The organism is Actinomycetospora succinea (assembly GCF_004363095.1).
In the GTDB taxonomy this organism is placed as follows: Bacteria; Actinomycetota; Actinomycetes; order Mycobacteriales; family Pseudonocardiaceae; genus Actinomycetospora; species Actinomycetospora succinea.
In genome coordinates, this window is record NZ_SNYO01000004.1 from 536,346 (window position 1) to 559,983 (window position 23,638).

The 23,638-nt window shown below is 75.1% G+C and carries 28 protein-coding genes; 12 read left to right on the forward strand and 16 right to left on the reverse strand.

The window, feature by feature from the left end; translation table 11 throughout:
- Nucleotides 1-40 precede the first annotated feature (40 nt).
- The 4 genes from EV188_RS17735 to EV188_RS17750 all read right to left on the reverse strand — a co-directional run bounded on the left by EV188_RS17735 (nucleotide 41) and on the right by EV188_RS17750 (nucleotide 2,908).
- Complete coding sequence (locus tag EV188_RS17735; protein ID WP_166659938.1) at nucleotides 41-1,246, reverse strand: MFS transporter; 1,206 nt, start codon at nucleotides 1,244-1,246, stop codon at nucleotides 41-43.
- A 94-nt stretch (nucleotides 1,247-1,340) separates the two neighbouring features.
- The gene (locus tag EV188_RS17740) at nucleotides 1,341-1,523 is read right to left on the reverse strand and encodes a DUF7455 domain-containing protein (protein ID WP_133827573.1); all 183 of its coding nucleotides are present in this window, start codon (nucleotides 1,521-1,523) and stop codon (nucleotides 1,341-1,343) included.
- 131 nt (nucleotides 1,524-1,654) lie between these two features.
- Nucleotides 1,655-2,281, reverse strand: a complete 627-nt coding sequence (locus EV188_RS17745) for a ribonuclease H family protein (RefSeq protein WP_133827788.1) — start codon at nucleotides 2,279-2,281, stop codon at nucleotides 1,655-1,657.
- A gap of 15 nt (nucleotides 2,282-2,296) precedes the next feature.
- On the reverse strand, nucleotides 2,297-2,908 hold the full coding sequence (locus EV188_RS17750) for an RNA polymerase sigma factor (RefSeq protein ID WP_133827574.1): 612 nt from the start codon (nucleotides 2,906-2,908) through the stop codon (nucleotides 2,297-2,299).
- Between the two features lie 205 nt (nucleotides 2,909-3,113).
- Here EV188_RS17750 and EV188_RS17755 point away from each other — a divergent pair, with 205 nt between their 5' ends.
- Nucleotides 3,114-3,788, forward strand: a complete 675-nt coding sequence (locus tag EV188_RS17755; RefSeq protein ID WP_133827575.1) for a LysR substrate-binding domain-containing protein — start codon at nucleotides 3,114-3,116, stop codon at nucleotides 3,786-3,788.
- A 16-nt stretch (nucleotides 3,789-3,804) separates the two neighbouring features.
- Here EV188_RS17755 and EV188_RS17760 read toward each other — a convergent pair whose 3' ends face one another.
- Entirely contained in the window at nucleotides 3,805-4,122 is a 318-nt protein-coding gene (locus tag EV188_RS17760; protein WP_133827576.1) for a hypothetical protein, read from the reverse strand.
- Between the two features lie 62 nt (nucleotides 4,123-4,184).
- On the opposite strand from EV188_RS17760, the gene EV188_RS17765 reads away from it, so the two are divergent.
- Both EV188_RS17765 and EV188_RS17770 read left to right on the forward strand, forming a co-directional pair.
- Nucleotides 4,185-4,511: a DUF6247 family protein gene (locus EV188_RS17765; RefSeq protein ID WP_133827577.1), complete on the forward strand. Its 327-nt coding sequence runs from the start codon at nucleotides 4,185-4,187 to the stop codon at nucleotides 4,509-4,511.
- Between the two features lie 59 nt (nucleotides 4,512-4,570).
- Nucleotides 4,571-5,572, forward strand: a complete 1,002-nt coding sequence (locus EV188_RS17770; protein WP_208114249.1) for a DUF389 domain-containing protein — start codon at nucleotides 4,571-4,573, stop codon at nucleotides 5,570-5,572.
- 5 nt (nucleotides 5,573-5,577) lie between these two features.
- Here EV188_RS17770 and EV188_RS17775 read toward each other — a convergent pair whose 3' ends face one another.
- Genes EV188_RS17775 through EV188_RS17795 form a run of 5 tightly spaced genes read right to left on the reverse strand, consistent with a single transcriptional unit; the run spans nucleotide 5,578 to nucleotide 8,869 of the window.
- Entirely contained in the window at nucleotides 5,578-6,126 is a 549-nt protein-coding gene (locus EV188_RS17775; RefSeq protein WP_133827578.1) for a TetR/AcrR family transcriptional regulator, read from the reverse strand.
- A gap of 26 nt (nucleotides 6,127-6,152) precedes the next feature.
- Complete coding sequence (locus tag EV188_RS17780; protein WP_133827579.1) at nucleotides 6,153-6,734, reverse strand: methylated-DNA--[protein]-cysteine S-methyltransferase; 582 nt, start codon at nucleotides 6,732-6,734, stop codon at nucleotides 6,153-6,155.
- Nucleotides 6,735-6,739: 5 nt separating this feature from the next.
- The gene (locus EV188_RS17785; RefSeq protein WP_243741784.1) at nucleotides 6,740-7,372 is read right to left on the reverse strand and encodes an RNA polymerase sigma factor; all 633 of its coding nucleotides are present in this window, start codon (nucleotides 7,370-7,372) and stop codon (nucleotides 6,740-6,742) included.
- Complete coding sequence (locus EV188_RS17790) at nucleotides 7,369-7,815, reverse strand: ester cyclase (RefSeq protein ID WP_133827580.1); 447 nt, start codon at nucleotides 7,813-7,815, stop codon at nucleotides 7,369-7,371. The genes EV188_RS17785 and EV188_RS17790 overlap by 4 nt, the downstream gene beginning before the upstream one ends.
- Before the next feature lie 40 nt (nucleotides 7,816-7,855).
- Nucleotides 7,856-8,869, reverse strand: a complete 1,014-nt coding sequence (locus tag EV188_RS17795) for a D-2-hydroxyacid dehydrogenase (protein WP_133827581.1) — start codon at nucleotides 8,867-8,869, stop codon at nucleotides 7,856-7,858.
- A gap of 92 nt (nucleotides 8,870-8,961) precedes the next feature.
- Between EV188_RS17795 and EV188_RS17800 the strand changes: the two genes are divergently transcribed.
- From EV188_RS17800 to EV188_RS17815, 4 genes are all read left to right on the forward strand, one after another.
- Complete coding sequence (locus EV188_RS17800; protein ID WP_133827791.1) at nucleotides 8,962-9,756, forward strand: aldo/keto reductase; 795 nt, start codon at nucleotides 8,962-8,964, stop codon at nucleotides 9,754-9,756.
- A 2-nt stretch (nucleotides 9,757-9,758) separates the two neighbouring features.
- Entirely contained in the window at nucleotides 9,759-10,388 is a 630-nt protein-coding gene (locus tag EV188_RS17805; RefSeq protein ID WP_133827582.1) for a DNA-3-methyladenine glycosylase family protein, read from the forward strand.
- A 5-nt stretch (nucleotides 10,389-10,393) separates the two neighbouring features.
- Entirely contained in the window at nucleotides 10,394-11,353 is a 960-nt protein-coding gene (locus tag EV188_RS17810) for a molybdopterin-dependent oxidoreductase (protein WP_243741807.1), read from the forward strand.
- Between the two features lie 65 nt (nucleotides 11,354-11,418).
- Nucleotides 11,419-12,036 carry an FMN-binding negative transcriptional regulator gene (locus EV188_RS17815; RefSeq protein WP_133827584.1) on the forward strand — a complete coding sequence of 206 codons (618 nt, stop codon included), beginning with the start codon at nucleotides 11,419-11,421 and terminating at the stop codon, nucleotides 12,034-12,036.
- Here the strand turns inward: EV188_RS17815 and EV188_RS17820 are convergent.
- Both EV188_RS17820 and EV188_RS17825 read right to left on the reverse strand, forming a co-directional pair.
- Nucleotides 11,991-14,315 (reverse strand): DUF222 domain-containing protein, encoded by a 2,325-nt coding sequence (locus EV188_RS17820; RefSeq protein ID WP_133827585.1) that lies wholly within the window; start codon nucleotides 14,313-14,315, stop codon nucleotides 11,991-11,993. The genes EV188_RS17815 and EV188_RS17820 overlap by 46 nt on opposite strands.
- 78 nt (nucleotides 14,316-14,393) lie before the next feature.
- Nucleotides 14,394-15,539: a cobalamin-independent methionine synthase II family protein gene (locus EV188_RS17825; protein WP_133827586.1), complete on the reverse strand. Its 1,146-nt coding sequence runs from the start codon at nucleotides 15,537-15,539 to the stop codon at nucleotides 14,394-14,396.
- Between the two features lie 105 nt (nucleotides 15,540-15,644).
- On the opposite strand from EV188_RS17825, the gene EV188_RS17830 reads away from it, so the two are divergent.
- Nucleotides 15,645-16,160 (forward strand): hypothetical protein, encoded by a 516-nt coding sequence (locus EV188_RS17830; RefSeq protein WP_243741785.1) that lies wholly within the window; start codon nucleotides 15,645-15,647, stop codon nucleotides 16,158-16,160.
- Nucleotides 16,161-16,169: 9 nt separating this feature from the next.
- Here EV188_RS17830 and EV188_RS17835 read toward each other — a convergent pair whose 3' ends face one another.
- Nucleotides 16,170-16,730, reverse strand: a complete 561-nt coding sequence (locus tag EV188_RS17835) for a dihydrofolate reductase family protein (protein ID WP_133827588.1) — start codon at nucleotides 16,728-16,730, stop codon at nucleotides 16,170-16,172.
- A 91-nt stretch (nucleotides 16,731-16,821) separates the two neighbouring features.
- Between EV188_RS17835 and EV188_RS17840 the strand changes: the two genes are divergently transcribed.
- Nucleotides 16,822-17,643 carry an LLM class F420-dependent oxidoreductase gene (locus EV188_RS17840; RefSeq protein ID WP_133827589.1) on the forward strand — a complete coding sequence of 274 codons (822 nt, stop codon included), beginning with the start codon at nucleotides 16,822-16,824 and terminating at the stop codon, nucleotides 17,641-17,643.
- Here the strand turns inward: EV188_RS17840 and EV188_RS17845 are convergent.
- Nucleotides 17,640-18,137 (reverse strand): MarR family winged helix-turn-helix transcriptional regulator, encoded by a 498-nt coding sequence (locus EV188_RS17845; protein ID WP_133827590.1) that lies wholly within the window; start codon nucleotides 18,135-18,137, stop codon nucleotides 17,640-17,642. The genes EV188_RS17840 and EV188_RS17845 overlap by 4 nt on opposite strands.
- 94 nt (nucleotides 18,138-18,231) lie before the next feature.
- Between EV188_RS17845 and EV188_RS17850 the strand changes: the two genes are divergently transcribed.
- The gene (locus EV188_RS17850) at nucleotides 18,232-19,176 is read left to right on the forward strand and encodes an NADP-dependent oxidoreductase (protein WP_133827591.1); all 945 of its coding nucleotides are present in this window, start codon (nucleotides 18,232-18,234) and stop codon (nucleotides 19,174-19,176) included.
- A gap of 162 nt (nucleotides 19,177-19,338) precedes the next feature.
- Here EV188_RS17850 and EV188_RS17855 read toward each other — a convergent pair whose 3' ends face one another.
- Nucleotides 19,339-20,349, reverse strand: a complete 1,011-nt coding sequence (locus tag EV188_RS17855; protein ID WP_133827592.1) for an Acg family FMN-binding oxidoreductase — start codon at nucleotides 20,347-20,349, stop codon at nucleotides 19,339-19,341.
- A gap of 211 nt (nucleotides 20,350-20,560) precedes the next feature.
- On the opposite strand from EV188_RS17855, the gene EV188_RS17860 reads away from it, so the two are divergent.
- A complete protein-coding gene (locus EV188_RS17860) occupies nucleotides 20,561-21,313 on the forward strand; it encodes a DUF6544 family protein (RefSeq protein WP_133827593.1) in 753 nt (250 codons plus the stop codon).
- Nucleotides 21,310-22,143 carry a universal stress protein gene (locus EV188_RS17865; protein ID WP_133827594.1) on the forward strand — a complete coding sequence of 278 codons (834 nt, stop codon included), beginning with the start codon at nucleotides 21,310-21,312 and terminating at the stop codon, nucleotides 22,141-22,143. The genes EV188_RS17860 and EV188_RS17865 overlap by 4 nt, the downstream gene beginning before the upstream one ends.
- Here EV188_RS17865 and EV188_RS17870 read toward each other — a convergent pair.
- Complete coding sequence (locus EV188_RS17870; protein WP_133827595.1) at nucleotides 22,127-23,635, reverse strand: CocE/NonD family hydrolase; 1,509 nt, start codon at nucleotides 23,633-23,635, stop codon at nucleotides 22,127-22,129. The two genes, EV188_RS17865 and EV188_RS17870, sit on opposite strands and share 17 nt — an antisense overlap.
- Nucleotides 23,636-23,638 lie beyond the last annotated feature (3 nt).

Consider the following 23,638-nt stretch of genomic DNA (forward strand, 5'->3'; position numbering starts at 1 on the left):
GGTCGAGAGGTTGCCCGGGCCGCGGGACGCCGTCCAGCGTTCAGCGGCGGCGCATCCGGAGCACCGACCCGACGCCGCCGACCACCACCATCACGGCGACGACGGCGCACAGGCCGACGGCCACCGAGGCCAGGCCCCAGAGGTCGACCGCGACGCCCGCGAGCAGGCTCGCGACGGCGGCGGCCAGGTAGCAGTACAGGTAGATCGCGGCGAGGGTGCCGGCGTGCGTGCCCTCCGGGCTCCGGTCGAGCAGGGTGCGCATGGCCCCGGCGAACGCGACGCCGAAGCCGGCGCCGGCCACGACCGCCGCGACGAGGTAGGCGGCGAAGCTCCCGACGGCGATCGCCGCGATGTAGCCCCCGATCCCGACGACCAGGCCGGCCGCCCCGCCGGCGAGCGCCCGCGCGGCGCTCAGCCGGTTGGCGGCGAGCCCGGCCACCGGCCCGACGAGGTGGTAGACGGCGACCGCCAGGGCGCCGCTGAGCGGGCCGGCGAAGCCGGTACTGCCGTCGAGCACCGACACCACCAGCGACGGGGCCAGCGCCTGGGTGAAGCCACCGAGGACGTAGGTCCCCGCGACCAGCAGGCACACCGGCGGGAACACCCGCCGCGCCGTCGGCGGGACCCGCACGACCGGGCGCAGCGACCGCACCGCGCCGGGTGCCCGCACGACCGTCTCCGGCAGGAACACCACGGCCACCGCGGCGGCGGTGAGCACCGACGCCGTCACCACGAACGACAGGACCGGGGCGCTCGCGGGCACGACCTGGAGCGCGATCCCCGAGGTCAGCGCGCCGAGGGCGATGCCGCCGGGCGGCGCCCCGCTGGTCACCGCGCCGGCGAGCCCGGGGCGCGAGGGCGGGACCAGGTCGACGACGAAGGCCCCGAGCGCGCTGAGCGCGAGCCCCACCGAGAGCCCCTGCACCGCGCGCCCGACGAGCAGCGGCGCCGCGGAGTCCACGGTCGCGAGCACCACCGAGCCCGCCGCGCCCGCGAGCAGCGCCGGCACGGCCACCCGGCGGCGTCCGAGGTGGTCGGACAGGGCGCCGCAGCACAGCAGGGCGGCGAGCAGCGGCAGGATGTAGATCGCGAACGCGCCGGTGAGCACGACCGTCGAGAGGCCGTAGGTCTGCTGGTAGACGACGTAGAGCGGCGCCGGGACGCCGGCCGCGGCGCACGCGGCCACGAACGCGACCGACGCCGTGGTGAAGGTCGTCGCGGAGCGGCGGGATCGGGTGTGCAGCACCGTCAGACCACCCCGGCGCGCAGCATCACCGGGTCAGGGTAGTTGGCCCGGGGCAACGACCGTGAGGACGGACGTCACCACCGGGGAGCGGAGATCAGGGCAGCGAGATCATCTGGGCGCCGGCGGCGACGAGGTGGTCGTGGTGGGCCCGGCCGTGGTGTCCGCAGAACGCGAGCTCGCCACCGCGGGGGAGGATCGCGAGGGACAGGGCGCGCACCCCGCATCGGTCGCAGTCCAGCCGGGCAGCCTGCTCGGGTGCCGTGGCGATGGCGGTCATGGTGCTCGCCTCCTCGGAGAGCTCGGGTGATGGCACGAGACTGCTCCGCGCCCGCGAGCCCGGACAGGGTGCGCGCCCGTGGACCCCGGGGGGTCAACCCGACTCGTGGGCGCGCACGAGGCGCTGAGGCCTCACGAGGTCGCGGCGACGGCCTTCGACTGCTCGACGGCGAGACGGTCGACGAGGTCGTTCATCTCGTCGCCCGAGTGGCCCTTGGTCCAGCGGAAGGACACGTCGCCGCGGTCGTTGACCAGGGTGATCAGCGGTTCCCAGAGGTCGCGGCTGACCACCGGCTTCTTCGCGCTGGTCGTCCAGCCCCGCGCGATCCAGCCCTTCCACCAGCCGTCGCGGAAGCAGTTCACGACGTAGGTCGAGTCGCTGACGACGACGAGCGGGCCGTCGAGCGCCCGCACGGCCTCGAGGGCGGCGCGGATCTCCATGCGCTGGTTGGTGGTGCCGGGCTCGCCGCCGCTGTCCTGCCGGCCCTCACGGGTGGCCCAGGCCCAGCCGCCGGGGCCGGGGTTGCCGGAGCACGCGCCGTCGGTCCACACCTCGAGCGCGCCCTCGGCGGCCGGCATGTCGGGGCGCGGGGGCTTCGTGGCCTTCGTGGCCTTCGCGGACCTCGTCCGAGCGGCGCCCGATCCCGCCGAGCCGGCGCAGGCCGCGTGCGCCCAGCGCTCCCCGGAGCGCGCGATCTCCTCGCCGGGGGAGACGGCGGAGGCGCAGACCCCGCACGTCGTGGCGTACTTGGCGGTCATCGGCACGCCGTCAGGCTAACCAGCGGCCGGCGCGGTCCTCGGCACCGCCGGGGCAGGCGTCCAGTCGGCCATGGCGGACGCGAGCCGGTACCGGGCACGGGCGAGCCGTCCGCGCACCGTCGCCTCCGACACCCCGGTCACGGCCGCCGCCTGGCGGTAGGACATCCCTTCGAGCTGGACCAGCACGAGGGGCACGCGCAGCTCGTCGGGGAGCGCGGCGACGGCCCGCAGGCCGGCGGCGACCTCCGCGGCGGTCACCACCGCGTGCTCGGGTCCGCGGCTGCGGGGGTGGGCGCTCTCGGTGATCTCGCTGGTGGGGCGGTGGGCGCGCCGGTGGTTCAGGCACCGGTTGACGACGACCCGGTGCAGCCAGGTCGTGAACGCGGCGGTGCCGTCGAACCGCTCCAGGGCGGTCGCGAGGTGGATGACCACGTCCTGCGCGACGTCGTCGGCGTCCGCGGGACAGCCCAGCACCTGCAGGGCGACCCGGTAGACGCGGTCGCGGTGGCGGTGGACGAGCGCGGCGTAGGCCTCGCGGTCGCCGACGCGCGCCCGGTCGACCAGGAACGTGTCGGTCGGGACGAGCGTGACGTCGGCCGCGCCGGCCGCAGGGGGAGTCGACAACATCGTGGTGGCTCCTCGCGCATGACCCCGACCCGACCCCGCGTCGACCGACGGTCGCGCGGGTGTCCCGGCGACGGTGCCGCGACACCGTCCTCGTACCCCGGCTGGTTGTTCACCATTCAATCGCGCACGACGAATCTCCTGAGGCGTGCGCCACGGGCAGACGGGTACGCCGTCACCCGTCACGACGATCCAGGAGGAGGCCCGCATGACCGCTCCCGACGAGCAGGACGACACCTTCGACCCCTACGCCGACGCGACCGCCGTGGCCGTCGCGGCGAGCACCGTCCCGGGCGAGTTCCTCGTCCCCGACCTCGTGGAGACGTTCACCGCCGAGCACCCCGAGGCCGTCGTCGACACCGTCGTCACCGACTCCGAGGGCGTGTTCACCGCCCTGCGCGACGGCAACGCGGAGGTCGGGTTCGCGGGCGCCGAGCCCGACGGCGACGACCTCGACGCCGAGGTCCTCACGGCCGAGGAGATCGTGCTCGCGGTGCCGCGCGGCCACGCGCTGGACACCGCCGAGCCGGTGACCGTCGCCCAGCTCGCCGCGACGCCGCTGGTCGAGCGCGAGGAGGGGTCGGGGACGCGGCGCTCGTTCACCGACGCCCTCGCCACACGCGGCACCCCGCTGATCTCCGACCAGCGGTGGACGATCCGGGACAGCAACCAGGGCGTGATCGACGCGGTCGCCGCGGGCGACGGGGTCGGCGTCGTCAGCTCGTGGGCCCTCGCACGCCACGCGCACCACGGCGTCCGCGAGGTCCGGCTCGAGGGCGACCCGATCGAACGCTGCCTCTACCTCGTGCTCCGGCGCGACGACGACCTCGGCCCGGCGGCGACGAGCTTCGTGACCCTGGCGCGCGAGCAGGCCCAGGTCTGACGCCGCGCCGCGAGGATCAGTGTCCGGGGGCGCGGCGGCGAGCGCGCACCGCCCAGACGAGGCTCGCGAGGGCCACGAGGACGAGCAGGACCGGTGCCGACCACAGGTTGGCCGGCGCGGGCAGCAGGGTGCTGAGGACCGCGAACACCGAGCTCGCCAGCAGGACGAGCACGACCGTGCGCCACCGCAAGGCCGCCGGCGAGGGACGCCCCGTCCGCGCGCGGCGGCGGGCGGTGCGGCGGTAGTCGGCGATGATGCGCTCGAACTCGCGCGTCTCGTGAGCGTCGAGCGGGCGCTCGTCCTCCTCGCCGGGGCGCGGAGACGATGGGGACATGCCCGTGGTTCGCACCGGGGCACGCCCCGGATCGGTCGGTGCGGACCGTTATCGTCGGGACGATGACGGCGACCTACTCGATCGACGACGAGCCAGCCGGCGGGCATCCCCTGCGCCAGGGTGCGTCCCCCGCCGCGATCCACGCGGCGCTGCCGCCCGAGGACCGGGCGGACTTCGACGCCGACTACGCGAAGGCGCTCGACCGCGCGGGCACGACCCGCGACCTCACGGAGCTGTTCACCGTGCTCGAGCACTGGCGGCGGCTGGCGGTGCTGCAGTCGGAACCGGAGATCTTCCGGCGGGTGGCGGAGCGGGCGGCGGAGCTGCGCACCGACGAGCCGGCCACCGAGGACCCGGCCGCGGAGGCGCAGGCCGACCCCGGCCGCTGAGCCCCCTCACCCACGGCGGGTGAGCCGTACCGGGCGCCGGTCGCCCTAGCGTCCGGCGGGTGACGCGCGCGCTGCCGTTCGGCCCCGTGACCGAGGACGACCTCGACCGCGTCACCGGCAAGCTCTTCCTGACCGATCGCACCGGCCTCTCCGCGTTCTGGGTGCTGCTCACGCTGGCCGCGGTCATCGCGAGCACCGGGGTCGTGGCCGACTCGACCGCCACCGTGATCGGGGCGATGATCGTCGCCCCGCTGATGACCCCGATCCTCGGTACCGCGCTCGCCCTGGTGCTGGCCGACCGGCGGGCGATGCTCGCGAGCGTCGCGCTCGTCGTCGGGGGCGCGGTCCTGGTGGTGGGGATCGGGTACCTGTCCGGCCTGCTCAGTCCGGTGCCCGAGGTCGCCGCGACCAACTCGCAGGTCGCCTCGCGGGTGGCGCCGAAGCTGGTCGACCTCGTCTCGGCGCTCGCGACGGGCGCGGTCGGGGCCTTCGCGCTCGTGCGCTCCGACGTCTCGGACACCCTGCCCGGCGTCGCGATCGCGATCTCGCTGGTGCCGCCGCTGGCCGTCGTGGGCCTGACGCTGGAGTCCGGGGCGCCCGACCAGGCGGGCGGGGCGCTCCTGCTGTTCCTCACCAACGTCACCGCGATCATCGCGACGGGCACGGTGGTGCTGCTGGCCTACCGGGTGCGCGCCACCGCGGTCAGTACGGGACGGGAGGTGGGCCGCCTGCGGCCCCGCACGGTCGTCGTCGTGGTCGCGCTGCTCGTGGCCGTCGCCGTCCCGCTCGGTGTCGGGAGCTACCAGACCTTCCGCGGCCAGAGGATCCTCACCGCCGCGCAGCCGGTGGTGGCGCAGTGGGCGCAGGCCCGGTCGTGGCAGGTCGTCGACGTGACCTGGAGCCAGGGCGTGCTGCAGGTCGTCGCGGCCGGTCCGCCGCCGGCCGCCGACCCGGCCTCGCTGCGTGGCGCCCTCGATGGCGCGGGGCTGACCGCGGTGCCGGCGCGGCTCTCCGAGGTCCTCGGGGGGACGACGGAGCTGCCGGTGAGCCCGTCCCCGTGAGGGCGCTACCCGGCGGTCATCGCCAGCACCATCCAGCGGGCCGTGGCGACGATCGTGGCGAGGTCGTCGTCCGGCGCGGCGGCCAGGGCCGCGCAGGTGAACGCCTCGAACAGCAGGCGGACCTGGAGCCGGTCGACGGGGTCGGCGGGGTCGGCGAAGTCGTCGACGAGCGCCGTGAGCGCCGTGAGCGCCCCGTCCCCGGCGAGCGCGGGGTGGACGGCCCGGGCGAGGCGCAGCCCGTCGAGCCGGTCCTGGCCGGCGCTCTCCACCCAGCGCAGCGCCGTCTCGCGGAGCAGGCCCGGATGGTTCTCCTGGGCCCGCGACCAGGCGACCAGGGCGTCGATCTCGTCGCGGTGGGGCTGCGCGAGCGCCGCGAGGATCGCGTCCTTCGCGGGGAAGTGGTAGTAGAGCGCCGCGGTGGTCAGGCCGACCTCGGCGGCGATGTCGCGCATCGACGTGCCGTCGTACCCGCGGTCGGTGAACAGGCGGCGCGCGGCCGCGAGCACGGCCTCCCGCGTCGTCGGTCCGGCGTTCGGTCCGGGACGTTTGGGCACGTCACGAGCTTACCGATCGTCCGGTATCAGGTCTTCTCCTCGGCTTTCTCGGACTGGAGGAGCGCCTGCTTGACGGGCACGCCGAAGATGTAGCGCCCGACGTCCCCGTGGCTGGGCACGACGCGGTGGCACGGGATGAGCAGCGGCACCGGGTTGGTGGCCAGCGCGGTGCCCGCGGCGCGGACCGCGCGGGGCCGTCCGATCTCGGCGGCCACCCAGGCGTACGACCGGGTCTCGCCGGCCGGGATCGTGCGCGTGGCCGCGAGGACGTCGCGCTGGAAGTCGGTGAGCGCCAGCAGGTCCAGGCGCGGGCGGGCGCCGGCGTCGCCGTCCAGGGCGGCCTCGAGGTCGTCGGGCACCGACCGTGCCGGGCGCAGCGGGCGCCCGAAGCGGTCGCGGTAGGCGGCGCGGAAGCCCTCGTCGTCGAGGTCGGCGGCGCGGCGCAGGAAGCTGACGCCGTCGCGCGTCGACGCGACCCGTACCGGGCCGATGCGGCTCGGGACCGCGAGCCAGCCGTCGAAGACGCGGTCGGTGAGGTCCGGGGCGTCCGACGGCGCGAGGGCGGCGAGCCCCGCGAGCAGGGCGTCCCCGTGGTCCGGTGTGGTCATCGTCGTCATCCTCGCTCCGCCGGGCGTGCGGTCCCGGCTCCGTTCTCGATACACGCCCGCAGCCGGGTGAGGCCACGGGAGACGTGGGACTTGGCGGTGCCGACCGGGCACCCGAGCACCTCGGCGACCTCGCCGATCGGCAGGTCGGCGACGTGGCGCAGCACCACGGCGTGGCGCTGGGTGTCGGTGAGCTGGGCGAGGGAGGCGGCGAGGTGCTCGCCGGTCTCGCGGTGCTCGGCGTGCTCCTCGACGGTGGGGCCGGGGACCGGCCGCTCGGGCACCTCGCCGTCGGCGCCCCGCGGGCGCCGGGCGGCGTCGCGGACCTGGTTGCGGCGGGTGTTGAGCACGATCGTCAGCAGCCACGGCCGCGGGGAGAGCGCCCGGATCCGGCGGGCGTCGTACCCGGACAGCGCCCGGTAGGCGCGCAGGAGGCTCTCGGCGGCGAGGTCCTCGGCGTCGGCGCGGTGCCCGGTCGTGCGCAGCGCCACCGCGAACACGACGCCGTGGTAGGCGCGGTAGAGCTCGGCGAACCCCACGTCGAGACCCTCGGCGAGGGCCGCCGAGACGCGGCCGGCGTCCGGGTCGGACGGTGCCGCCCGCTCGCCGGCCACCGTCTCGGCGACCCCCGCGCCGGTCACCGCGCGGCGACGAGACCGAGCTGCCGGAGCGCGGTCACCCCGTCGTCGAGCCCGATCTCCTCGGTGATCAGGCCGTTCTCGACGCGCAGCACCGTCACGCCGGTGAAGCGCATCTGCTTGCCGGAGCCGGCGGGGACGCTCCCGATCGGCAGGTCGTCGAACGCCGGCCCGGTGTGCGTCCCGCCGCCCTCCCACCGGCCCACCACGTGGTCGCCCTCGGCGATCAGGTCGGCGGTACCCCAGAAGTGCAGGTCGGGGAAGGCGGCGCGGAAGGTCTCGGCGAACGCGCGGACCTGGTCGCGGCCGCGGCACGGGTCGTGCATGGAGTACTCGAAGCGGATGTCGGGTGCGGCGAGCTCGTCGACGACCGCGGGGTTGAAGTCCTTGCCCCAGAACTCGGTGAACCAGCGGGCGACGACGGCCTTGTTGTCCTCGGTGCTCATGTCCCCCGGAACCCCGGGGGTGGGGCGGAGGTTGCAGCCGTCAGCTCCCCGGCACGTACCCGGCCTGCTTGTCGACGACGTTGTCCGGCGCCACGCCGGCCTCGTCCTGCGCGAGGAGCCGCAGGAACTGGCGGCACAGATCGTCCTCGAAGCCCTCGTAGTCGCCCGACATGTGCGGCGTGAGGATCACGCCGGGCAGCGTCCACAGCGGGCTGTCGGCCGGCAGCGGTTCCTCCGCGACCACGTCCAGTGCGGCGCCCGCGATCCGGCCGTCCCGCAGCGCCTCGACGAGGTCCCGCTCGACGACCGTGCTGCCGCGCCCGACGTTGACGAACCGCGCCGTGGGCTTCATGGCGCCGAACTCGTCGGCGCCGAACCATCCCTCGGTGCCGGGGGTGTCGGGCATGACGGCGACGACCCAGTCGGCCCGCCCGAGAAGCGTGACGCGGTCGTCGCGGCCGTGCACGCGACCGAACACGGTGTCGGTCTCGCGGGCGGTCCGGCCGATGCCGTGCACGGTGACGCCGGCGGCGGCGAGGAGCTCCCCGACGCGCCGGCCGATGGCGCCGACGCCGACCACGACGGCGGTGGTGCCCTCGAGCCGCTCGGAGTGCCGGTAGGTCCACCGCCGGTGGCGCTGCTCCTCGAGCGCGGCGGGCAGGCGCAGGGCGAAGGCCAGGATCGTGCCCAGGACGTACTCGGCCATCGCCCGGTCGAAGACGCCCCGGGCGTTGGTGAGGACGACGTCGCTCGCGACGAGGTCGCCGAACAGGGCCGGCCGCACGCCCGCCCCGCACCAGTGCACCCAGCGCAGGCGGCGCGCGAGGGGCCAGTGCCGCTCGAGGCCCGAGCCGCGGAAGGTCCAGCTGACGAAGACCTCCGCGGTCGGGAGGTGCTCGGCGAGCGCCGCGTCGTCCGGCGCGAACGCGACGTCGTGGCGGTCGGCGAGCTCCCGGAGCACGGGGACGTCGTCGAACCCGGCGGCGCCCCCGATCACGATCCGCACGGCGTCCTCCCGGTCGGCGTCGGCGCGGCCGAGGCTAGCCGGGCCCACCGGGGGAATGCGGCGCGCCCGGGGCCGGTTGGCCCGGTGTGTCCCCGAGCATCGACGTCGGTCTCACGGTCACGCTCAACAACGGCGTGCGCATGCCCCAGCTCGGCTTCGGGGTGTCCGAGGCGCGCGACGCCGAGGCCTCGGTGACCGAGGCGCTCGCGCAGGGCTACCGCAGCATCGACACCGCCGCGGTGTACGGCAACGAGGACGGCGTCGGACGCGCGATCGCTGCCTCGGGCGTCCCCCGCGAGGACCTCTTCGTCACCACCAAGGTCTGGAACGGCCACCAGGGCTGCCAGCACGCGCTGGACTGCCAGGCGCGCAGCCTCGAGCGGCTCGGCCTCGACTTCGTGGACCTGTACCTCGTGCACTGGCCCACCGACGCGTTCGCCGAGTGCGTGCAGACGTGGTCGGCGATGGAGCAGCTCTCCGAGGAGGGCCGGGCGCGCGCGGTCGGGGTGTCGAACTTCCGCGCGGGTCACCTGCAGCGGATCCTGGTGCTCGGCGGTACGGTGCCGGCCGTCAACCAGATCGAGCTGCACCCGCACCTGCAGCAGCACGAGATGCGCGCGCTGCACGACGCGCACGGCATCCGCACCGAGGCGTGGAGCCCGCTGGGGCGCGGCTCGGTGCTCGCCGAGCCCGTGCTGGAGCGCATCGCCGAGCGCCTCGGCGCGACCCCGGCGCAGGTGGTGCTGCGCTGGCACCTGCAGCAGGGGCACATCGTCATCCCGAAGTCCGACACCCCGCAGCGCATCGCGGAGAACCGCGCCGCCGCCGACCTCGAGCTCACCGACGACGACCTCGCGGCCATCGCCGGCCTCGACGTGGCCGACGGCGCGGGCCGCATCGGTCCGGTGCCGGACGACCCCGCCGTCACGCCCTGACCGTGCCGCCGTTCTCGGAGCCCCACCGCGTCGCGGCGGCCGAGCTGGCGGCGCGGGACGAGACGATCGCGCGGCTGGCCGACCGGTTCGGGCTGCCGACGTTCCCGCCGCCGACCGAGTCCGCCTTCGCCGCCCTCGTCCGCGCGATCACCCACCAGCAGCTCTCGAACCGGTCCGCCGAGGCCATCCGGGGTCGGTTGCTGGTCGCGCTCGGCGGCGACATCACGGCCGCCGGGCTGCTCGCGCTGCCGGAGACCGGCCTGCGCGAGGTCGGGATGTCCCAGGCGAAGATCCTGTCGTTGCGCGACCTGGCCCGGCGGGTCGAGGAGGGCGCGCTGGTCCTCGACCGCGCGGCGCTGGTCGAGCAGGACGACGAGACGGTGACCGCGGCGCTGACCGCGGTCCGCGGCGTCGGCCGGTGGACCGCGGAGATGTTCCTGCTGTTCCAGCTCTCGCGGCTCGACGTCTGGCCGACCGGCGACCTCTCGATCCGGAAGGGCTACGCCGCCGGCTGGGACGTCGCGGTGCCGACCGCGACGGAGCTGGACGTGCTGGGGGAGGCGTACCGGCCGTATCGTAGCGTCGCGGCCTGGTACTGCTGGGCCGTCCTCGGGCAGGCTCCGGGGGCGTGACCGGCATGCTGATGGACCCCGCGACGACGACGAAGCGGATCCCCGGTCCCGAGCGCCTGCGCGAGCGCGTCACCGACGTCGACGACGTCTACCTGATCGGCCACTTCGGCGTCGCCCACGTTCACCCCGGGAGCTGGCGGCTGCGGGTCGGCGGGGACGTCGCGACCCCGCTCGACCTGGACCTGCCCGCGCTGCGCGCCATGCCCTCGGTCGACGTGCCGGCCGTGCTGGAGTGCTTCGGGAATCCGCTCGTGCCGGGCGAGTTCGTGCGCCGGGCCGCGAACGTGGTGTGGCACGGCGTCCCGGTCGCGGCGCTGCTCGAGGCCGCGGGCGCCGCGCCGGCCTCGGCGCTGTGGGCGACCGGGTCCGACTCCGGGGTGTTCGACGACGTCGCGTGCACGGAGTACCGCAAGGACGTGCCGCTGGCGGTCGCCCGCGAGCGCGCGATCGTGGCGCTCGGCATGAACGGCGCGCCGCTGACCGACGAGCACGGGGCACCTGCCCGGTTCGTCGTGCCCGGGTACTTCGGCACCAACAACGTCAAGTGGCTCCGCGAGCTGACCATCGCCGAGGAGCGCCCCGAGCACCTGTTCACGACCCGCCTCTACCAGCGCCGCCTGCCCGGCGACCCCACGCTGCGGCCGGTGCGCGACCTCGACGTCACCAGCGTGGTCACGACCCCGCTCGACGGCGACCGGACCGGCGGCGACGTCGCGGTCTCGGGGTGGGCGTGGGGCGCGTTCCCGGTGGCGACGGTCGAGGTCGGGGTGGACGGGCACTGGCGACCGGCGGTCCTCGAGCCGCGCGGCGAGCACCGCACGTGGCAGCGCTTCGCCCTCGGCGTCGCGCTGCCGCCCGGCGACCACGTGCTCGCGGCGCGGGCCACCGACGCCGAGGGTCGCGTCCAGCCGGCCGCGGGAGCGCGCAACGCGGTGCACGAGGTGCGGGTCGTCGTCGGCACGTAGTGGCCTGCTCGACTGGTCGGGAAGTGGCCCTCGCAGCAGGCCACTCTGAGGGCGACAGTCGTGGCATGTACGTACCGGCGCACTTCGAGCCCGACGACGAGGCGGTCCACCGGCTGCTCTCCGAGCACGGGGCCGTCGAGCTGATCACCGCCACCACCGACGGGCTCATGGCCACGACCCTGCCGATGAGCTACGACCGGGAGGCCGGTGTCCTGCGCGGGCACCTCGCGCGGCAGAACGACCAGTGGCGTGCCGAGGTGCTCGGCGACGCCCTGGTCATCGCGCGCGGGCCGGACTCCTACATCTCGCCGTCCTGGTACGCGTCGAAGGCCGAGCACGGCAAGGTCGTCCCGACCTGGAACTACCTCACCGTGCACGTCCACGGCCCGCTGACCGTCCACGACGACTCGGGCTGGCTCGCCGCCCAGGTCGCGGCGCTGACCGACCACCACGAGGCCGGACGGGCGCACCCCTGGAGCGTCGCCGACGCGCCCGAGCGGTTCGTCGCCGGACAGCTGCGCGCGATCGTCGGCGTCGAGGTGCGCGTCGACCGCCTCGAGGCCAAGTTCAAGCTGAGCCAGAACCGGCCGAGCGCGGACATCGACGGCGTCGTCGCGGGCCTGACGTCCGTGGGCGATCACGTCGGCGCGGCGCTCGTGAGCGCACACCGGGGAGTGAAGTAGCTCGAGGCTCGCTCTCGAGGTCTGTCCCGGCCGATCAGAACGGCGGTGGGTCGTTCGGGTCGTGGACAGCGGGGACGGTGGCGGTCCTGCTGCTCGTGGTGGTCGTGCGCGCCTTGCTGGTGGTGGTGGCGCCGGTGGTGCGGCGCAGGAACTGGTGTCGCCACTGGGCGTCCGCGGCGGCGTCGGCGTCGGCGTCGGCCTCGTTGTAGGGGTGGGTGCGCCAGCCGTCGTCGGGCAGGGGTCGGGGCCGGTGCGCGGGGCGGGGTTCGGGGAGCTTGTCGAGGATCTTCTTCGGGGTGGTGTGGAGTCGTTGTCCGGCGCGGGTGCGGATGGCGAAGTGGCCGGGGGCGGGTTGCTGGATCTGCCAGTGGGCGTGGTGTTTGGCGCGGTGGTGGTGTGTGTCGAGCACGCCGAGGTTCCAGTGCGCCGAGGGGCCGTGGTGGGCCCAGTCGTGGGTGTGGTCGAGCTCGGCGCGGTGGGCGGGGCGGTGGCAGCAGGGGATGATGCAGCACCGGTCGGCGGACCCGGGTCCAGCGTTCGGTCTCGGCGCTGAGGCGGCGCCGCAGCTGGTCGGCGAGGCTCGCACGGGGCGGGCCCGGCGCGTCGAGCTCTGTGAGGTCGCTGAGTCGGGTTTGGAGTTCGCGCAGCAGGGCGGTCCAGGTGGGGTGGGCGTCGGGGTCGAGGGCGGCGAGCAGTGTCGTCGGAACCTGGAGTTCGACGATGGCTCGGTGTTGCCCTGGCCCCCGCGGCTGGTGGTCGCTGCGGGGGCGGGCTGGTCGTCGGCGGGCGAGCAGGACGTGCTGGAGGTGGCCGTCGGGGGTGGTGAGCACGATGCGCCATTCGCCGTGGTGGGCGGCGGTGAGCAGGGTGCGGGCGTGGTGGGCCAGCACGGTGCCGTAGCCGGGGACGGTGGCGGGGTACTGGTCGAGTCCGAGCGCGGTGGTCAGGCGTAGGCGCAGTTCGCTGGTGCCGGTGCGGACGCGTCCGGGTCCGGGGTCGGGCCCGTCGATCTCGGGCGGGAACTCCGGCACCGGCGGCTCAACGGGTTCGTCGGGCTCCTCCGGCTGGTCGGGGTCGGATAGCTCGGGGTCGGGTAGACCGGGTTCGGGTAGACCGGGCAGGTCGAGTACGCCCTGACCGGCTGACTCGCCCTCGGCGTGCTCACCAGCCTCGGCGTCGTCAACAGCGGCGGTGCCCTCACCAGCGGCGGGGCCCTCGTCGTGCGGATCTCCATCGCCGGGTTGTCCGGCGTCGTCGGGCGTCTCGCGCCGGTCGTCGGTCGGTGCCCCGCCAGCCGGCCCGTTGTCGGGTCCGCGGTCGTCGGGTCCGTCATCGCGCGGCCCGTCGGGGCCGTCGCCGTCCGGCTCGTCGCCGTCCGGCTCGTCGCCGTCCGGCTCGTCGCCGTCCGGCTCGTCACCGTCCGGCTCGTCACCGGGTTCGTCGTCGGGTTCGGGTGGTTGGCCGGCGGCGTGGTATTCGGCGGCGAGGATGCAGATGATCTGGTGGTCGGTGAGTCCGGCGCTGGAGCCGTCGAGCAGGCGGGCGGCGACCTCGCCGCGCAGGTCCCCGACCGGGAGCCGCACCCCGAGCGCGCGGACCGCGGCGGCGATCGCGTCGCAGCGGTCGCGCATGGCCAGCCCGCGCGGCGCGGTGGTGTCGCAGACCGCGAAGGTGGCGGTGCCCGAGGGGTTCGCGGTCAGCGTCACCCGCAGGTTCTTCGCCGCGCGGGCTTCGCGGCGCGCGGCCCAGTCGGGGTCAATCGCGGTGGCGATCTGCTCGATGCGCCGGATCAGCTCCCCGACCGGCAACGACGGCGCCTCGGGCAGCAGGACCTGGGTGACGTGGCGGGCGTGGTCGTCGCACAGGTCGCGGGTCCACTCGCACAGCCGGGTGGCCTTGGGTTCGTCGAGCCAGCCGTCCCAGAGCGCCTCACCGACCGCGGGCAGGCGGGCGGCGAGGTCGTCGGCGAGGTCGAGCTTGCGGCACGCCATCGACCGCGACCAGCCGAGGGCGACCGCGACCTCGTCACCGGAGTACTCGTCGAGTACCTGGCGGCGGTCGCGGCGCCCGTGCTGGGCGCGCCCGAGGTGGTGCATCGCGTCCAGCAACCGCGCGGTGCCGTGGTTGGTCAGCCGCGCGCACGCCCGCACGTAGGCGGCCAGCTCGTCTCCGGTCAACGTGTCCGGGGAGAGGTCGTCGAGGACCGCGAGCAGCTCCGGCCCCGCCGACAGGGCATCCAGGTCGGCCACCGGGCCGCCTCGCACACCCTGTTCGCTCATGTGTTCGAATGTAGCCACGACCCCCGACAGCGACGGCCCCGAGAACACCCGCCGCTACATCACAGAACGGTCACGAACTCAGAGCCGCTTCTCGGCGAGCCGGGCCCCCTGCACCAGGGCCTCGAGCTTCGCCCACTGGACGCTCGGGTGGACGCGGCGCACCAGCGGGCCCTGCGCGAAGCCGCAGTCGCTGCTCGCCACCACCCGCTCCGGCCCGACGAGCTTCGCGAGGCGGACGATGCGCTCGGCGACCAGTTCGGGGTGCTCGACGACGTTGGTTGCGTGGCTGACCAGGCCCGGCATCAGCACCTTGTCGTCGGGCAGCGTGACGTCCTCCCAGACCCGCCACTCGTGCTCGTGGCGCGGGTTGGCCTGCTCGAGCGAGTAGGTGCGCACGGGCACCCGCAGGATCAGGTCGACGATGTCGCGCAGGGGCACGTCGCCGACGTGCGGCGCGTTCCAGCTGCCCCAGCAGACGTGGTACCGCGCGCGCTCGGCCGGGATGCCGTCGAGGGCCCGGACCAGCGCCTCGGTGCGCAGTTCGGCCCACGGCCGGTAGGCGGCGAGGTCCCCGCGCATCGTGTCGTAGGCGATCGCGAAGTGCGCGTCGTCGATCTGCACGACGAGACCCGCGTCCACCACGGCGCGGTACTCCTCGTTGAGCGCGTCGGCGACCGCGAACAGCAGCTCCTCGTCCGAGGCGTAGTGGTCGTGCGTGGGGCGGGGGACCGCGCTCGCCGGCGCGACGACGGGCAGGAAGCCCTCGACACCACCGTGCAGCGCCACCGTCAGGTTCGCGATGTCGCGCCCGACCGCCGCGGCACCCGTGTAGTGCACCGGGCCCGTCGCGCGCCACTCGCCGCCGCCCCCGACGAACCCCTGCCCCGCCTCGTACTCGGCGTAGAACTCGCCGAAGAGGTGCTTGTCGGTCCCCGGCGGCACGTTCGAGCGGCCCGCCTCCGGTGCGGCCGCCGTCGCGGTGAACCCACCCAGGCGCTCGCGGATGTAGCGCGACCAGCTGTCGGACTTGCCGTACTCGCCGTCGCTGACCACGTCGAGACCGATCTCGACCTGGCGCCGCACGACGTCGGCGACCGCCGCGGTGAGCACCTCGGCGTGCCGGTCGGGGTCGACGGGCTCGCCGTACTCGCGCGCCCGCATGATCTCGACCAGCTCGGGCGTGCGGACGAGGCTGCCCACGTGGGTCGTCCGGATGCGCGTCACGGTCCACTCCTGTCCTCGGTGGGGTCCCAGGGTGGCGCGGTGATCGCGGCCGCGGGGGGTGCGTTTCCGTCTCGCGAACGCGATCTCGACCCCTACGGTGTGCCCGTGACCTCCACCGGGGACGTGTCCGAGCACCCGCCGGTGGCGGTGCTCGCCGAGCGGCTCAAGGAGCGCATCTACGCCGAGCTGACCGTGGTCGCGGTCGTGCTCGGGCTCGCCGCGGGCGGGGCCGAGAGCGCGGGCGCGGCGGCGCTGTCGGTCGCGGGCACGGTGCTGGGCCTCTGGCTCGCGACCATCGCCGCCGACCACCAGGCCCACCTCGCCGCGTACGGGCACCGGCCCCGCGGCCACGAGCTGCGCCGGATGCTGTTCGTGTCGAGCGCGCTGCTGATCGCCGCGGTCGGGCCGCTGCTCCTCATCGCCCTGTCCGCCCTGGGCGCCCTCGAGCTGACCGCCGCGCTCTACGTGTCCGCGGGGATCTCCCTGGCGATCATGTTCGCGTGGGGGCTGGGGATCGGGCGCCGGATGGGCGCCGGGCTCGTCGCGGCGCTCGTGTCGGGCGCGGTCAACGTCGCCATCGGCGGGCTCGTCGTCGCGGTCAAGCTCCTGGCCGGGCACTAGGGCATCCGGTCAGCCGCCGGGCGGCCCGTCGATCAGCGTCGGGACGTACTCGAGCAGCTGGAGGCGCCCGTCGAACGTCCGGCTCTCGACCAGGTCGAGAGCGATGTCGGGGTAGCCGTCGAAGATCCGCTCCCGCCCCGTGACGCCCGTGATCACCGGGAAGACGACGACCCGGAAGCGGTCCACGATGCCGGCGCGCAGCAGCGCCCGGGTGAGGGTCAGGCTGCCGACGGTGTGCAGCGGGCGGGGGTGGTCGCTCTTCAGGGCGCGGAGCGCGTCGACGGGGTCGGTGGTGACCAGTTCGGTGTTCGCCCAGGTCAGCGGCTCCTCGAGGGTCGAGGAGAACACGATCTTGGGCTGGGCGGTCATGGGGGCGAACTCGGCGGGCATCTCGGCGGCGAACCCGGACATCAACCGATAGGTCCTCGCCCCGAACAGGGCCGTGTGCTCCGGGTGGTCCTCGAGCCAGCCGAGGTACTCCGGTCCCTCCAGGCCCCAGAAGCCCGGCCAGCCCTCGCCGTGGCCGTAGCCGTCGAGCGAGATGATGAAGTCGACCATGAGGGTCTGCATCGGGTCGTCCTTCCTCGGAGTTGGTCCTAGAATCGTACTCAACTGATGAGTTGAATGGCAAGTCGCCGGGTGATCCGCGATCATCGCGGCCGTGAAGTACGGGGTCGTGCTGTTCGCCACCGACGAGACCATCGCTCCGGCCGTGCTGGGGCCCGCGCTCGAGGAGCGGGGGTTCGACGCGCTGTTCGTCCCCGAGCACTCCCACATCCCGGCGAGCCGCGAGAGTCCCGCGCCCGACGGCGGCGACCTGCCCCGGCACTTCCACCGCACGATCGACGTCTTCGTGACGCTCGCAGTCGTCGCCGCGACGACCTCGCGACTCGGGCTCGGCACCGGCGTGGCCCTTCCCGCCGAGCGCGACGTGATCCACACGGCCAAGCAGGTCGCCAGCCTCGACCTGGTCAGCGGCGGGCGGGCGCTGTTCGGCGTCGGCGTCGGGTGGAACCGCGAGGAGGCCGCCGACCACGGCGTCGACCCGCGCCGGCGCGGCAAGGTGCTCGACGAGAAGCTGGCCGCGATGGTCCGGATCTGGACCGAGGAGCAGGCCGAGTTCCACGGCGAGCACGTCGAGTTCGGGCCGATGTGGTGCTGGCCCAAGCCGGTGCAGACCCCGTACCCGCCGATCTACGTCGGCGGGGAGAGCGATGCCGCGCTGCGGCGCCTGCGCGACCACGGCGACGCCTGGCTGCGCGATCGGTTCGACCTCGAGACCTTCCGGCGCGTGCGGTCGTGGCTCGCCGACGAGGGCCGGCCCGACGTCCCGTTCACGGCGTTCGGCGCCGACCCCGACACGCTCGACCCCACCGGTTTCGACGACGTCGGCGTGGACCGCGTCGCGTTCTGGGTGGACCCGGTGTCCGAGCGCGACGTGCTGCGGCGTCTCGACGCGATCGCGGAGCGCTGGATTCGCTAGGAGCCGCCCCTGCGGCGGCGCGACGTCGCGGAGCGCGGTGGCGTCGAGCGCATGTGGTCGCGGACCGGCGTGAGCAGGCGGGCGAGGGTGCGGGCGTCGTCCTGGGAGAGCGGCTCGAAGAGCATGCCGCTGACGACCTCCTCGTGCCCCGGCAGCACCCGCGCGATCAGCGCCCGGCCGGCGTCGGTGATCGTCGCCGTGGTGCTCCGCTCGTCGTCCGGGCTGGGGGAGCGCGTGATCAGGCCCGCCTCCTCGAGCCGGCCGGCCTGGTAGGTCAACCCGCTGCGGCTGTAGACGACGGCGTCGGCGAGGTCGGTCATGCGGTGGCTGCCCGTCGGCGACTGCCCGAGGCGCATCAGGACCTGGAACTGCACGAACGTCAGGTCGCCGGCCTCGCGCAACTGCTGCTCGATCGCGTGCCGGAGCAGGCCGGACACCTCGATCAGGGCGAAGTAGGCGCCGAGCTGGACCGGGTCGACGTGGTGCTCGGGCATGACGGGAGTCTACTTGCTTCGAATTCGAAGCAGGTCTAGCGTCGGCGCCAGGTGCTTCGAGTTCGAAGCACATCGGACGAGAGCGAGGCTCCCCATGAAGGCCGTGCGGTTCCACGAGTTCGGCGACGCCGAGGTCCTGCGCTACGAGGACGTGGAGACGCCCGTCCCCGGTGCCGGCGAGGTGCGGCTCCGGGTCGCCGCGACCACGTTCAACCTGGTCGACGACGGCATCCGCGGCGGCTATCTGCAGGGACCGTTCCCGGTGACGCTGCCGCACATCCCCGGCATCGAGGTGGCCGGCACCGTCGACGCGCTGGGTGATGGGGTGGACGGCCTCGCGGTCGGGGACGCGGTCGTCGGCTTCCTGCCGATGGTGCCCGACGGCGCCGCTGCGGAGTACGCGATCGCGCCGGCCGAGGTCCTGACGGCGGCCCCGCGCAGCATCCCCCTGGCCGACGCCGCCGCCCTGCCGATGGTGGGCCTCACCGCGTGGCAGGCGCTGCTCGACGACGCGAAGCTGACGGCCGGGCAGCGCGTGCTGGTCAACGGCGCGGGCGGCGCGGTCGGCGGGTACGCCGTGCAGCTCGCGAAGCACGCCGGGGCGTACGTGATCGCCACCGGCACCCCGCGCAGCAGCGCCCGGCTGACCTCGGTCGGCGCCGACGAGGTCGTCGACCACACCGCCACCGACGTCGTGTCCGCGGTGACGGAGCCGGTCGACGTCCTGCTCAACCTCGCCTCGATCGAGCCGGAGCAGCTGAGCGCGCTCGTCACCCTCGTCCGGGACGGCGGCGTCGTCGTCAACACGGTGCCGCGGACGCCCGCGCCCGCCGACGAGGCGCGCGGCGTGCGCGCCGTCGACGTCTTCGTCCGCAACGACGCCGACCTGCTCGCCCGCCTGGTGGCGATGGTCGACCGCGGAGAGCTGCGCGTCGACGTCGAGCGGCGGGTGTCGCTGCCCGAGCTCGCGGAGGTCCACGCCGAGGCGACCGCCGGGACGCTGCGGGGCAAGGTGGTCGTCGTGCCGGCGCAGGCCTGACGCCCAGGCGACCAGTGCGAGGAGCTGCCGCGTGTGTCCGGGGAGCTCGACGTCCTGAGGCCCCCGGTTGTCGTCGGTGGTGGGCGCGCCCGCCGTCACGGCGGCGATGGCGTGCAGCGTCGTTGCACATCGAGGAGGACGTCGCCACTCTTCAGTTGCACATCATGGGGGAGGCGCCTCGGTCAGGACCTGCGCGAGCGGGCGGCGCGGCGTCGGGACCAGCGGCGCGCTGCGCGGCTCCGGCCAGCCGAGGCGCAGCACGCACACGGGCGGCCGGTGCATCCCGACGACGAGGTGACGCACCCGCTCCCGCGTCTCCGACACCTCCAGGACCTGGGTGATCGGCGTCGTCCCCAGCCCCTGCGCGGTGGCCTCGAGCAGGACGGCACTGAGGGCCTCGCCGGCGCGCAGCACCGAGACGGGGCTGTCGTCGACCGCGGTGAGCACGGCCAGCACCGACGCGTCCCGCTCGTCGGCGCCGGCCCGCGGCTGACGCAGCGTCCCGCGGGGGAACCACCGCAGCACGAGGTCGCGGTAGGACGGCGGGGGACCGTCGAGGCGGGCGCTCGCCGGGATGCCGTCGTGCCCGCCGGCGTAGCGGTGGGTCCAGTGGTCGAGCTCGGCGGCGTAGCCCTCCTGGAGGGGCTGTCGTTCCGCCGCCTCGCGCATGGCGTCCGCGACCACCGCGCGGTGGCCGCCGTACGCGAGGTGGAGCACGCCGCCGAAGGGCCGGGCCGCGTCGTCGAGCTCCTGCAGGACGGTGGTGGGGACCGAGCGTCCCGAGAACCGGCGACGGTCGGTGTGTCGCTGGTCGATCGCGGCAGCGTGCCGGCGCGCCCACGGGTCCGCCTCGGTCGCCGGCCGGATGCGGACCCGGGCGAGCGGGCGTCGCCCCTCGCGGTCCTCGGGCTGGTGGCGGACGTCGGTGTGCCAGCCCCGGTCGCCGAGCGCGACCCGCAGGTGGTGCAGGGCGGCCCCGCAGCCGAGCAGCACGCCGTGGCCCCGCTCGTCGGTGAAGCGCAGCCGGCGCGTCGGGTCGACGTGGAGGTCGAGGTGGTCGGTGCCGAGGACCCACCGCCAGGGCTGCGCGTTGTGCTCCGACGGAGCCCGCAGCGCCCGTGCCACCGCGTCGCGCAGCGCGGCCTGCTCGGTGCCGACGGTCGGGGTGCTCATCGCTCGTCCCTCCAGGGTCGCTCTCCGGGGTCCGAGTCCAGCCCTTCCGACGGGGCGGGTCGAGGTCCGCTGGTCACCTCCTCCGCCGCCGGACGTCCCTCGTCCGCCCGGGACCCGCCGGGGCCGCGCCGGGACCCTCCGGCCCTGCCGCCGGGCTCCTCGGTCCGGCACCGTCGTCGGTGGTGGGGCCCGGACGACGGAGGGGGACCAGATGACGACGGACGTGACGGAGACGGCGGCGCTCCCGCCGGCCACCCGGTACGCGGAGCGCTCGGTGGCGCCGACGGCCCGCGACGTCACCGGGGTCCGGCTGACCACGCGCGGCGAGATCCGTCTCGGGCGCGGGTGGTGGCCGTTCCGGGCCCACGAGGTGACGGTGCCGGGGCACGGCTACTTCCGCGAGCTGCGGGCGGCCGGCGTCGTGCGGATCGTGGACGCGTGGGTCGCGGGCACCGCGCGGCGGGAGACCACGGTCCTCGGCCGGCGTCTCCACCCGGCCGTCGTCGGCCCCGACCTCGCCCGGGCGGCCCGCGCCCACGCCACGATGAGCGCGATCTTCGTGCCGTCCGTGCTGGCGCCGTGCGACGCGGTCCGGTGGACCGAGGAGGACCGCGACACCGCCACCGTCGCGTTCGCCGTCGCCGGCTCCCCGGTGGCGCTGCGCCTGACCCTGCACCGCGGCGGGCTGCCGCGCCGCGTCACCACCACGCGGTGGGGCGACCCCGGGCACACCGGCTTCTTCCGCGACGAGCCGTTCGGCGCCGAGATCCTCGAGCACCGCACCTTCGGCGGCCTCACCGTGCCCGCCACGGGGGTCCTCGGCTGGCGCGTCGAAGGTGAGGGGCCGGCGCGGGAGGTCCTGCGCTTCCAGGTGACCGCGCTCGAGCCGCTGCACGGCGAGGGCCCGGCCGAGATCGCCGGCGACGCGCTGTCGCCGGACGCGGGCGAAGGAGAGAACCGGTGACCGCGGCGGTCGTCGTCGGGGTCCCCCTGCACGGCCAGGGTGAGCCGGCCGTGCGGTGGGCCGCGGCCGAGGCGCGCGACCGCGGGGTCGCCCTGCGGCTGGTGCACGCGATGGTCTCCCCGGTCGGGAGCTACCCGGGGCGGTCGGTGGTGGGGGTCGACGCCCGCCGGGGCCTGCACGACCTGGCCCGACACGCGCTGGACGAGATGGCCGAGGTGGCCCGGACGGCGGCCCCCGGACTCGCGGTCGAGGAGTCCGTCGTCGAGGGCGACGTGGTCGCCGTGCTGCGCGCGCAGGCAGCGTCGGCGTCGCTGCTCGTCGTCGGCTCGGACGGGTTCGGGCTGATCGGCGAGCTCGCCCTCGGAGGCGTCGCCCGCGGCCTCGCCGGACACGTCGAGGTGCCGGTGGTCGTGGTCCCACCGGAGACGGCGGGCCGCGGCGACGTCGTCGTGGTCGGCGACGACGGTACCCCGGGCTGTCGCGGTGCCCTGCGCTTCGCGGCGCGCCGGGCGGCCGAGCGCGCGGTCCCGCTCGTCGTGGTGCGTGCCGGTCCGGACGCCCGCCTCCTGCCCGACGACCTGCCGGAGCTCGGCGACGCGCGCCCGTCCACGCTGCAGGTCGTGCTGGCCGAGGACCGGGCGGACCGGGTGCTCGCCGACCAGGCGCGCGCGGCCGAGCTCGTCGTGCTGGGGGTGGGCGAGCACGGCTGGCGGCACCCCCGCCACAGCACCCGTCGCGGCCTCGTCGGCCACGTCCAGTGCCCGGTGGTCGTCGTGCCGCCGGACCACGCGGCGCCGCGCAACGCGGTCGGGGCTACCCGGCGGGGATGACGGGCACGAGCAGGTGCGAGGCGTGCTCGCCGCCGACGTGGACGGTCACCCCGGTGGCGGGGCGGCGGAGGTCGGCGCGGTCGTGCGCCATCATCCCCATGTCGGAGTCCTCGGTGAGCAGCTCCAGGCGCAGCCGCTCGCCGGGCGCGAGCGTGATGCTCGTCGGCCAGATCTCGACCTCGAGGAGCGTCGGCTCGCCCGGGGTCAGCGGGACCGCGCGGTCGTGGGGGTGCCACGGCCGGTACGGCAGGGAGAGCTCGGGGTCGGTCTCGCGGTGCGAGGCGCGCAGCCAGCCCATCGCCATCGGGACGTCCCCGCCGAGCGGGCCGATCGCGGGGATCGGTGAGCCGTCGGCGTCGAGGTGCTGCAGCCGGGCGAAGACGTCGAAATCCTGGTCGGCCGACACCCACAGGCGCAGCGCGACGGGGCCGGTCAGCTCGAGGGGCTCGGTCACCGGGGCGGTGTCGAGCGTCGCCGGGTAGCCGACGGTGGCCGGCTCCGGTGCCGTCCAGGAGAGGTCCTTCTCGCCCAGGTGGAGCTCGCGCCACTGCGTGCCCGGGAGCGGGAGGTCGGTGGTGTCGCGCCAGACGACCTCACGTCCGTGGCGGACGGCCAGCTGCACCGGGGGCACGCCGTCCATGCGCTCCGGCTGGTCCTTCAGGAAGCGGTCCAGGAAGCGCAGCTGCAGGTCGACGGCCCAGTCGGCGTAGTAGGGGTCGATGTGGGTGCCGGTGTGCACCACGAGCCACTTGTCCGGCGACGCGGCCCGGCGCCAGCCCTCGAGGTTGCCGCGCAGGTGGAGGTGCAGCGCGCCCCAGTTGCCCGCGGAGAGCAGCGGCACGGTGACGCGGTCGAGGTCGGTGACGCGCGCGCGGTGGAAGTCGTCGAGCAGGGGGTGCTGCGGGAGCACCTCGCGCCAGTCGTCGCCGTCGGTGCCGTGGCGCTGCGGCTCGATCTGGCGTGCCCACCAGAACTCCATGAACCCGTGGGCGTAGAGGCCGCCCTGGAACGCCGCCTCCCGGTAGAGGTCGGTCGCGCCCTCCCAGGCGATCACTGCGGCGAGGTGCGGCGGCTGGAGCGCGGCGACGCGCCAGCCCATCATCGCGAGCCACGAGATGCCGCTGGACGCGACCTTCCCGGTGCTCCAGGGCTGCACGCCGGCCCACTCGACGACGTCGTGGAAGTCCTCGGCGTCCTGCGGGCCGTACAGGTCCATGCGGCCCGGCGACTTGCCGGTGCCCCGGGTGTCGGCCCGCAGGAGGGCGTAGCCGCGCGCGGTCCACCACTCGGGATCCGGGGTCTCCCAGACCATGTGGTCGTTGTGGGGCACGTGCTCGTAGTGCGGGTAGCGCTCGGGCCAGTGCACGTCCTTGCCGTACGGGCTGATGGACGCGATCACCGGGAACGGTCCGTGGCCGTCGGGCCGGAAGACGTCCACGACGATCGGGGATCCGTCGCGGGTCGGGACCGCCACGTCGCGATCGATCTGCATCGC

Excerpts from the sequence above, each read along its gene's own strand:
- EV188_RS17740 (WP_133827573.1), bottom strand. The coding sequence starts at position 1,523 with ATGACCGCCATCGCCACGGCACCCGAGCAGGCTGCCCGGCTGGACTGC.
- EV188_RS17745 (WP_133827788.1), bottom strand. The coding sequence starts at position 2,281 with ATGACCGCCAAGTACGCCACGACGTGCGGGGTCTGCGCCTCCGCCGTC.
- EV188_RS17750 (WP_133827574.1), bottom strand. The coding sequence starts at position 2,908 with ATGTTGTCGACTCCCCCTGCGGCCGGCGCGGCCGACGTCACGCTCGTC.
- EV188_RS17755 (WP_133827575.1), top strand. The coding sequence starts at position 3,114 with ATGACCGCTCCCGACGAGCAGGACGACACCTTCGACCCCTACGCCGAC.
- EV188_RS17760 (WP_133827576.1), bottom strand. The coding sequence starts at position 4,122 with ATGTCCCCATCGTCTCCGCGCCCCGGCGAGGAGGACGAGCGCCCGCTC.
- EV188_RS17765 (WP_133827577.1), top strand. The coding sequence starts at position 4,185 with ATGACGGCGACCTACTCGATCGACGACGAGCCAGCCGGCGGGCATCCC.
- EV188_RS17780 (WP_133827579.1), bottom strand. The coding sequence starts at position 6,734 with ATGACCACACCGGACCACGGGGACGCCCTGCTCGCGGGGCTCGCCGCC.
- EV188_RS17790 (WP_133827580.1), bottom strand. The coding sequence starts at position 7,815 with ATGAGCACCGAGGACAACAAGGCCGTCGTCGCCCGCTGGTTCACCGAG.
- EV188_RS17800 (WP_133827791.1), top strand. The coding sequence starts at position 8,962 with ATGCCCCAGCTCGGCTTCGGGGTGTCCGAGGCGCGCGACGCCGAGGCC.
- EV188_RS17810 (WP_243741807.1), top strand. The coding sequence starts at position 10,394 with ATGCTGATGGACCCCGCGACGACGACGAAGCGGATCCCCGGTCCCGAG.
- EV188_RS17815 (WP_133827584.1), top strand. The coding sequence starts at position 11,419 with ATGTACGTACCGGCGCACTTCGAGCCCGACGACGAGGCGGTCCACCGG.
- EV188_RS17820 (WP_133827585.1), bottom strand. The coding sequence starts at position 14,315 with ATGAGCGAACAGGGTGTGCGAGGCGGCCCGGTGGCCGACCTGGATGCC.
- EV188_RS17835 (WP_133827588.1), bottom strand. The coding sequence starts at position 16,730 with ATGCAGACCCTCATGGTCGACTTCATCATCTCGCTCGACGGCTACGGC.
- EV188_RS17845 (WP_133827590.1), bottom strand. The coding sequence starts at position 18,137 with ATGCCCGAGCACCACGTCGACCCGGTCCAGCTCGGCGCCTACTTCGCC.
- EV188_RS17850 (WP_133827591.1), top strand. The coding sequence starts at position 18,232 with ATGAAGGCCGTGCGGTTCCACGAGTTCGGCGACGCCGAGGTCCTGCGC.
- EV188_RS17855 (WP_133827592.1), bottom strand. The coding sequence starts at position 20,349 with ATGAGCACCCCGACCGTCGGCACCGAGCAGGCCGCGCTGCGCGACGCG.
- EV188_RS17860 (WP_133827593.1), top strand. The coding sequence starts at position 20,561 with ATGACGACGGACGTGACGGAGACGGCGGCGCTCCCGCCGGCCACCCGG.
- EV188_RS17870 (WP_133827595.1), bottom strand. The coding sequence starts at position 23,635 with ATGCAGATCGATCGCGACGTGGCGGTCCCGACCCGCGACGGATCCCCG.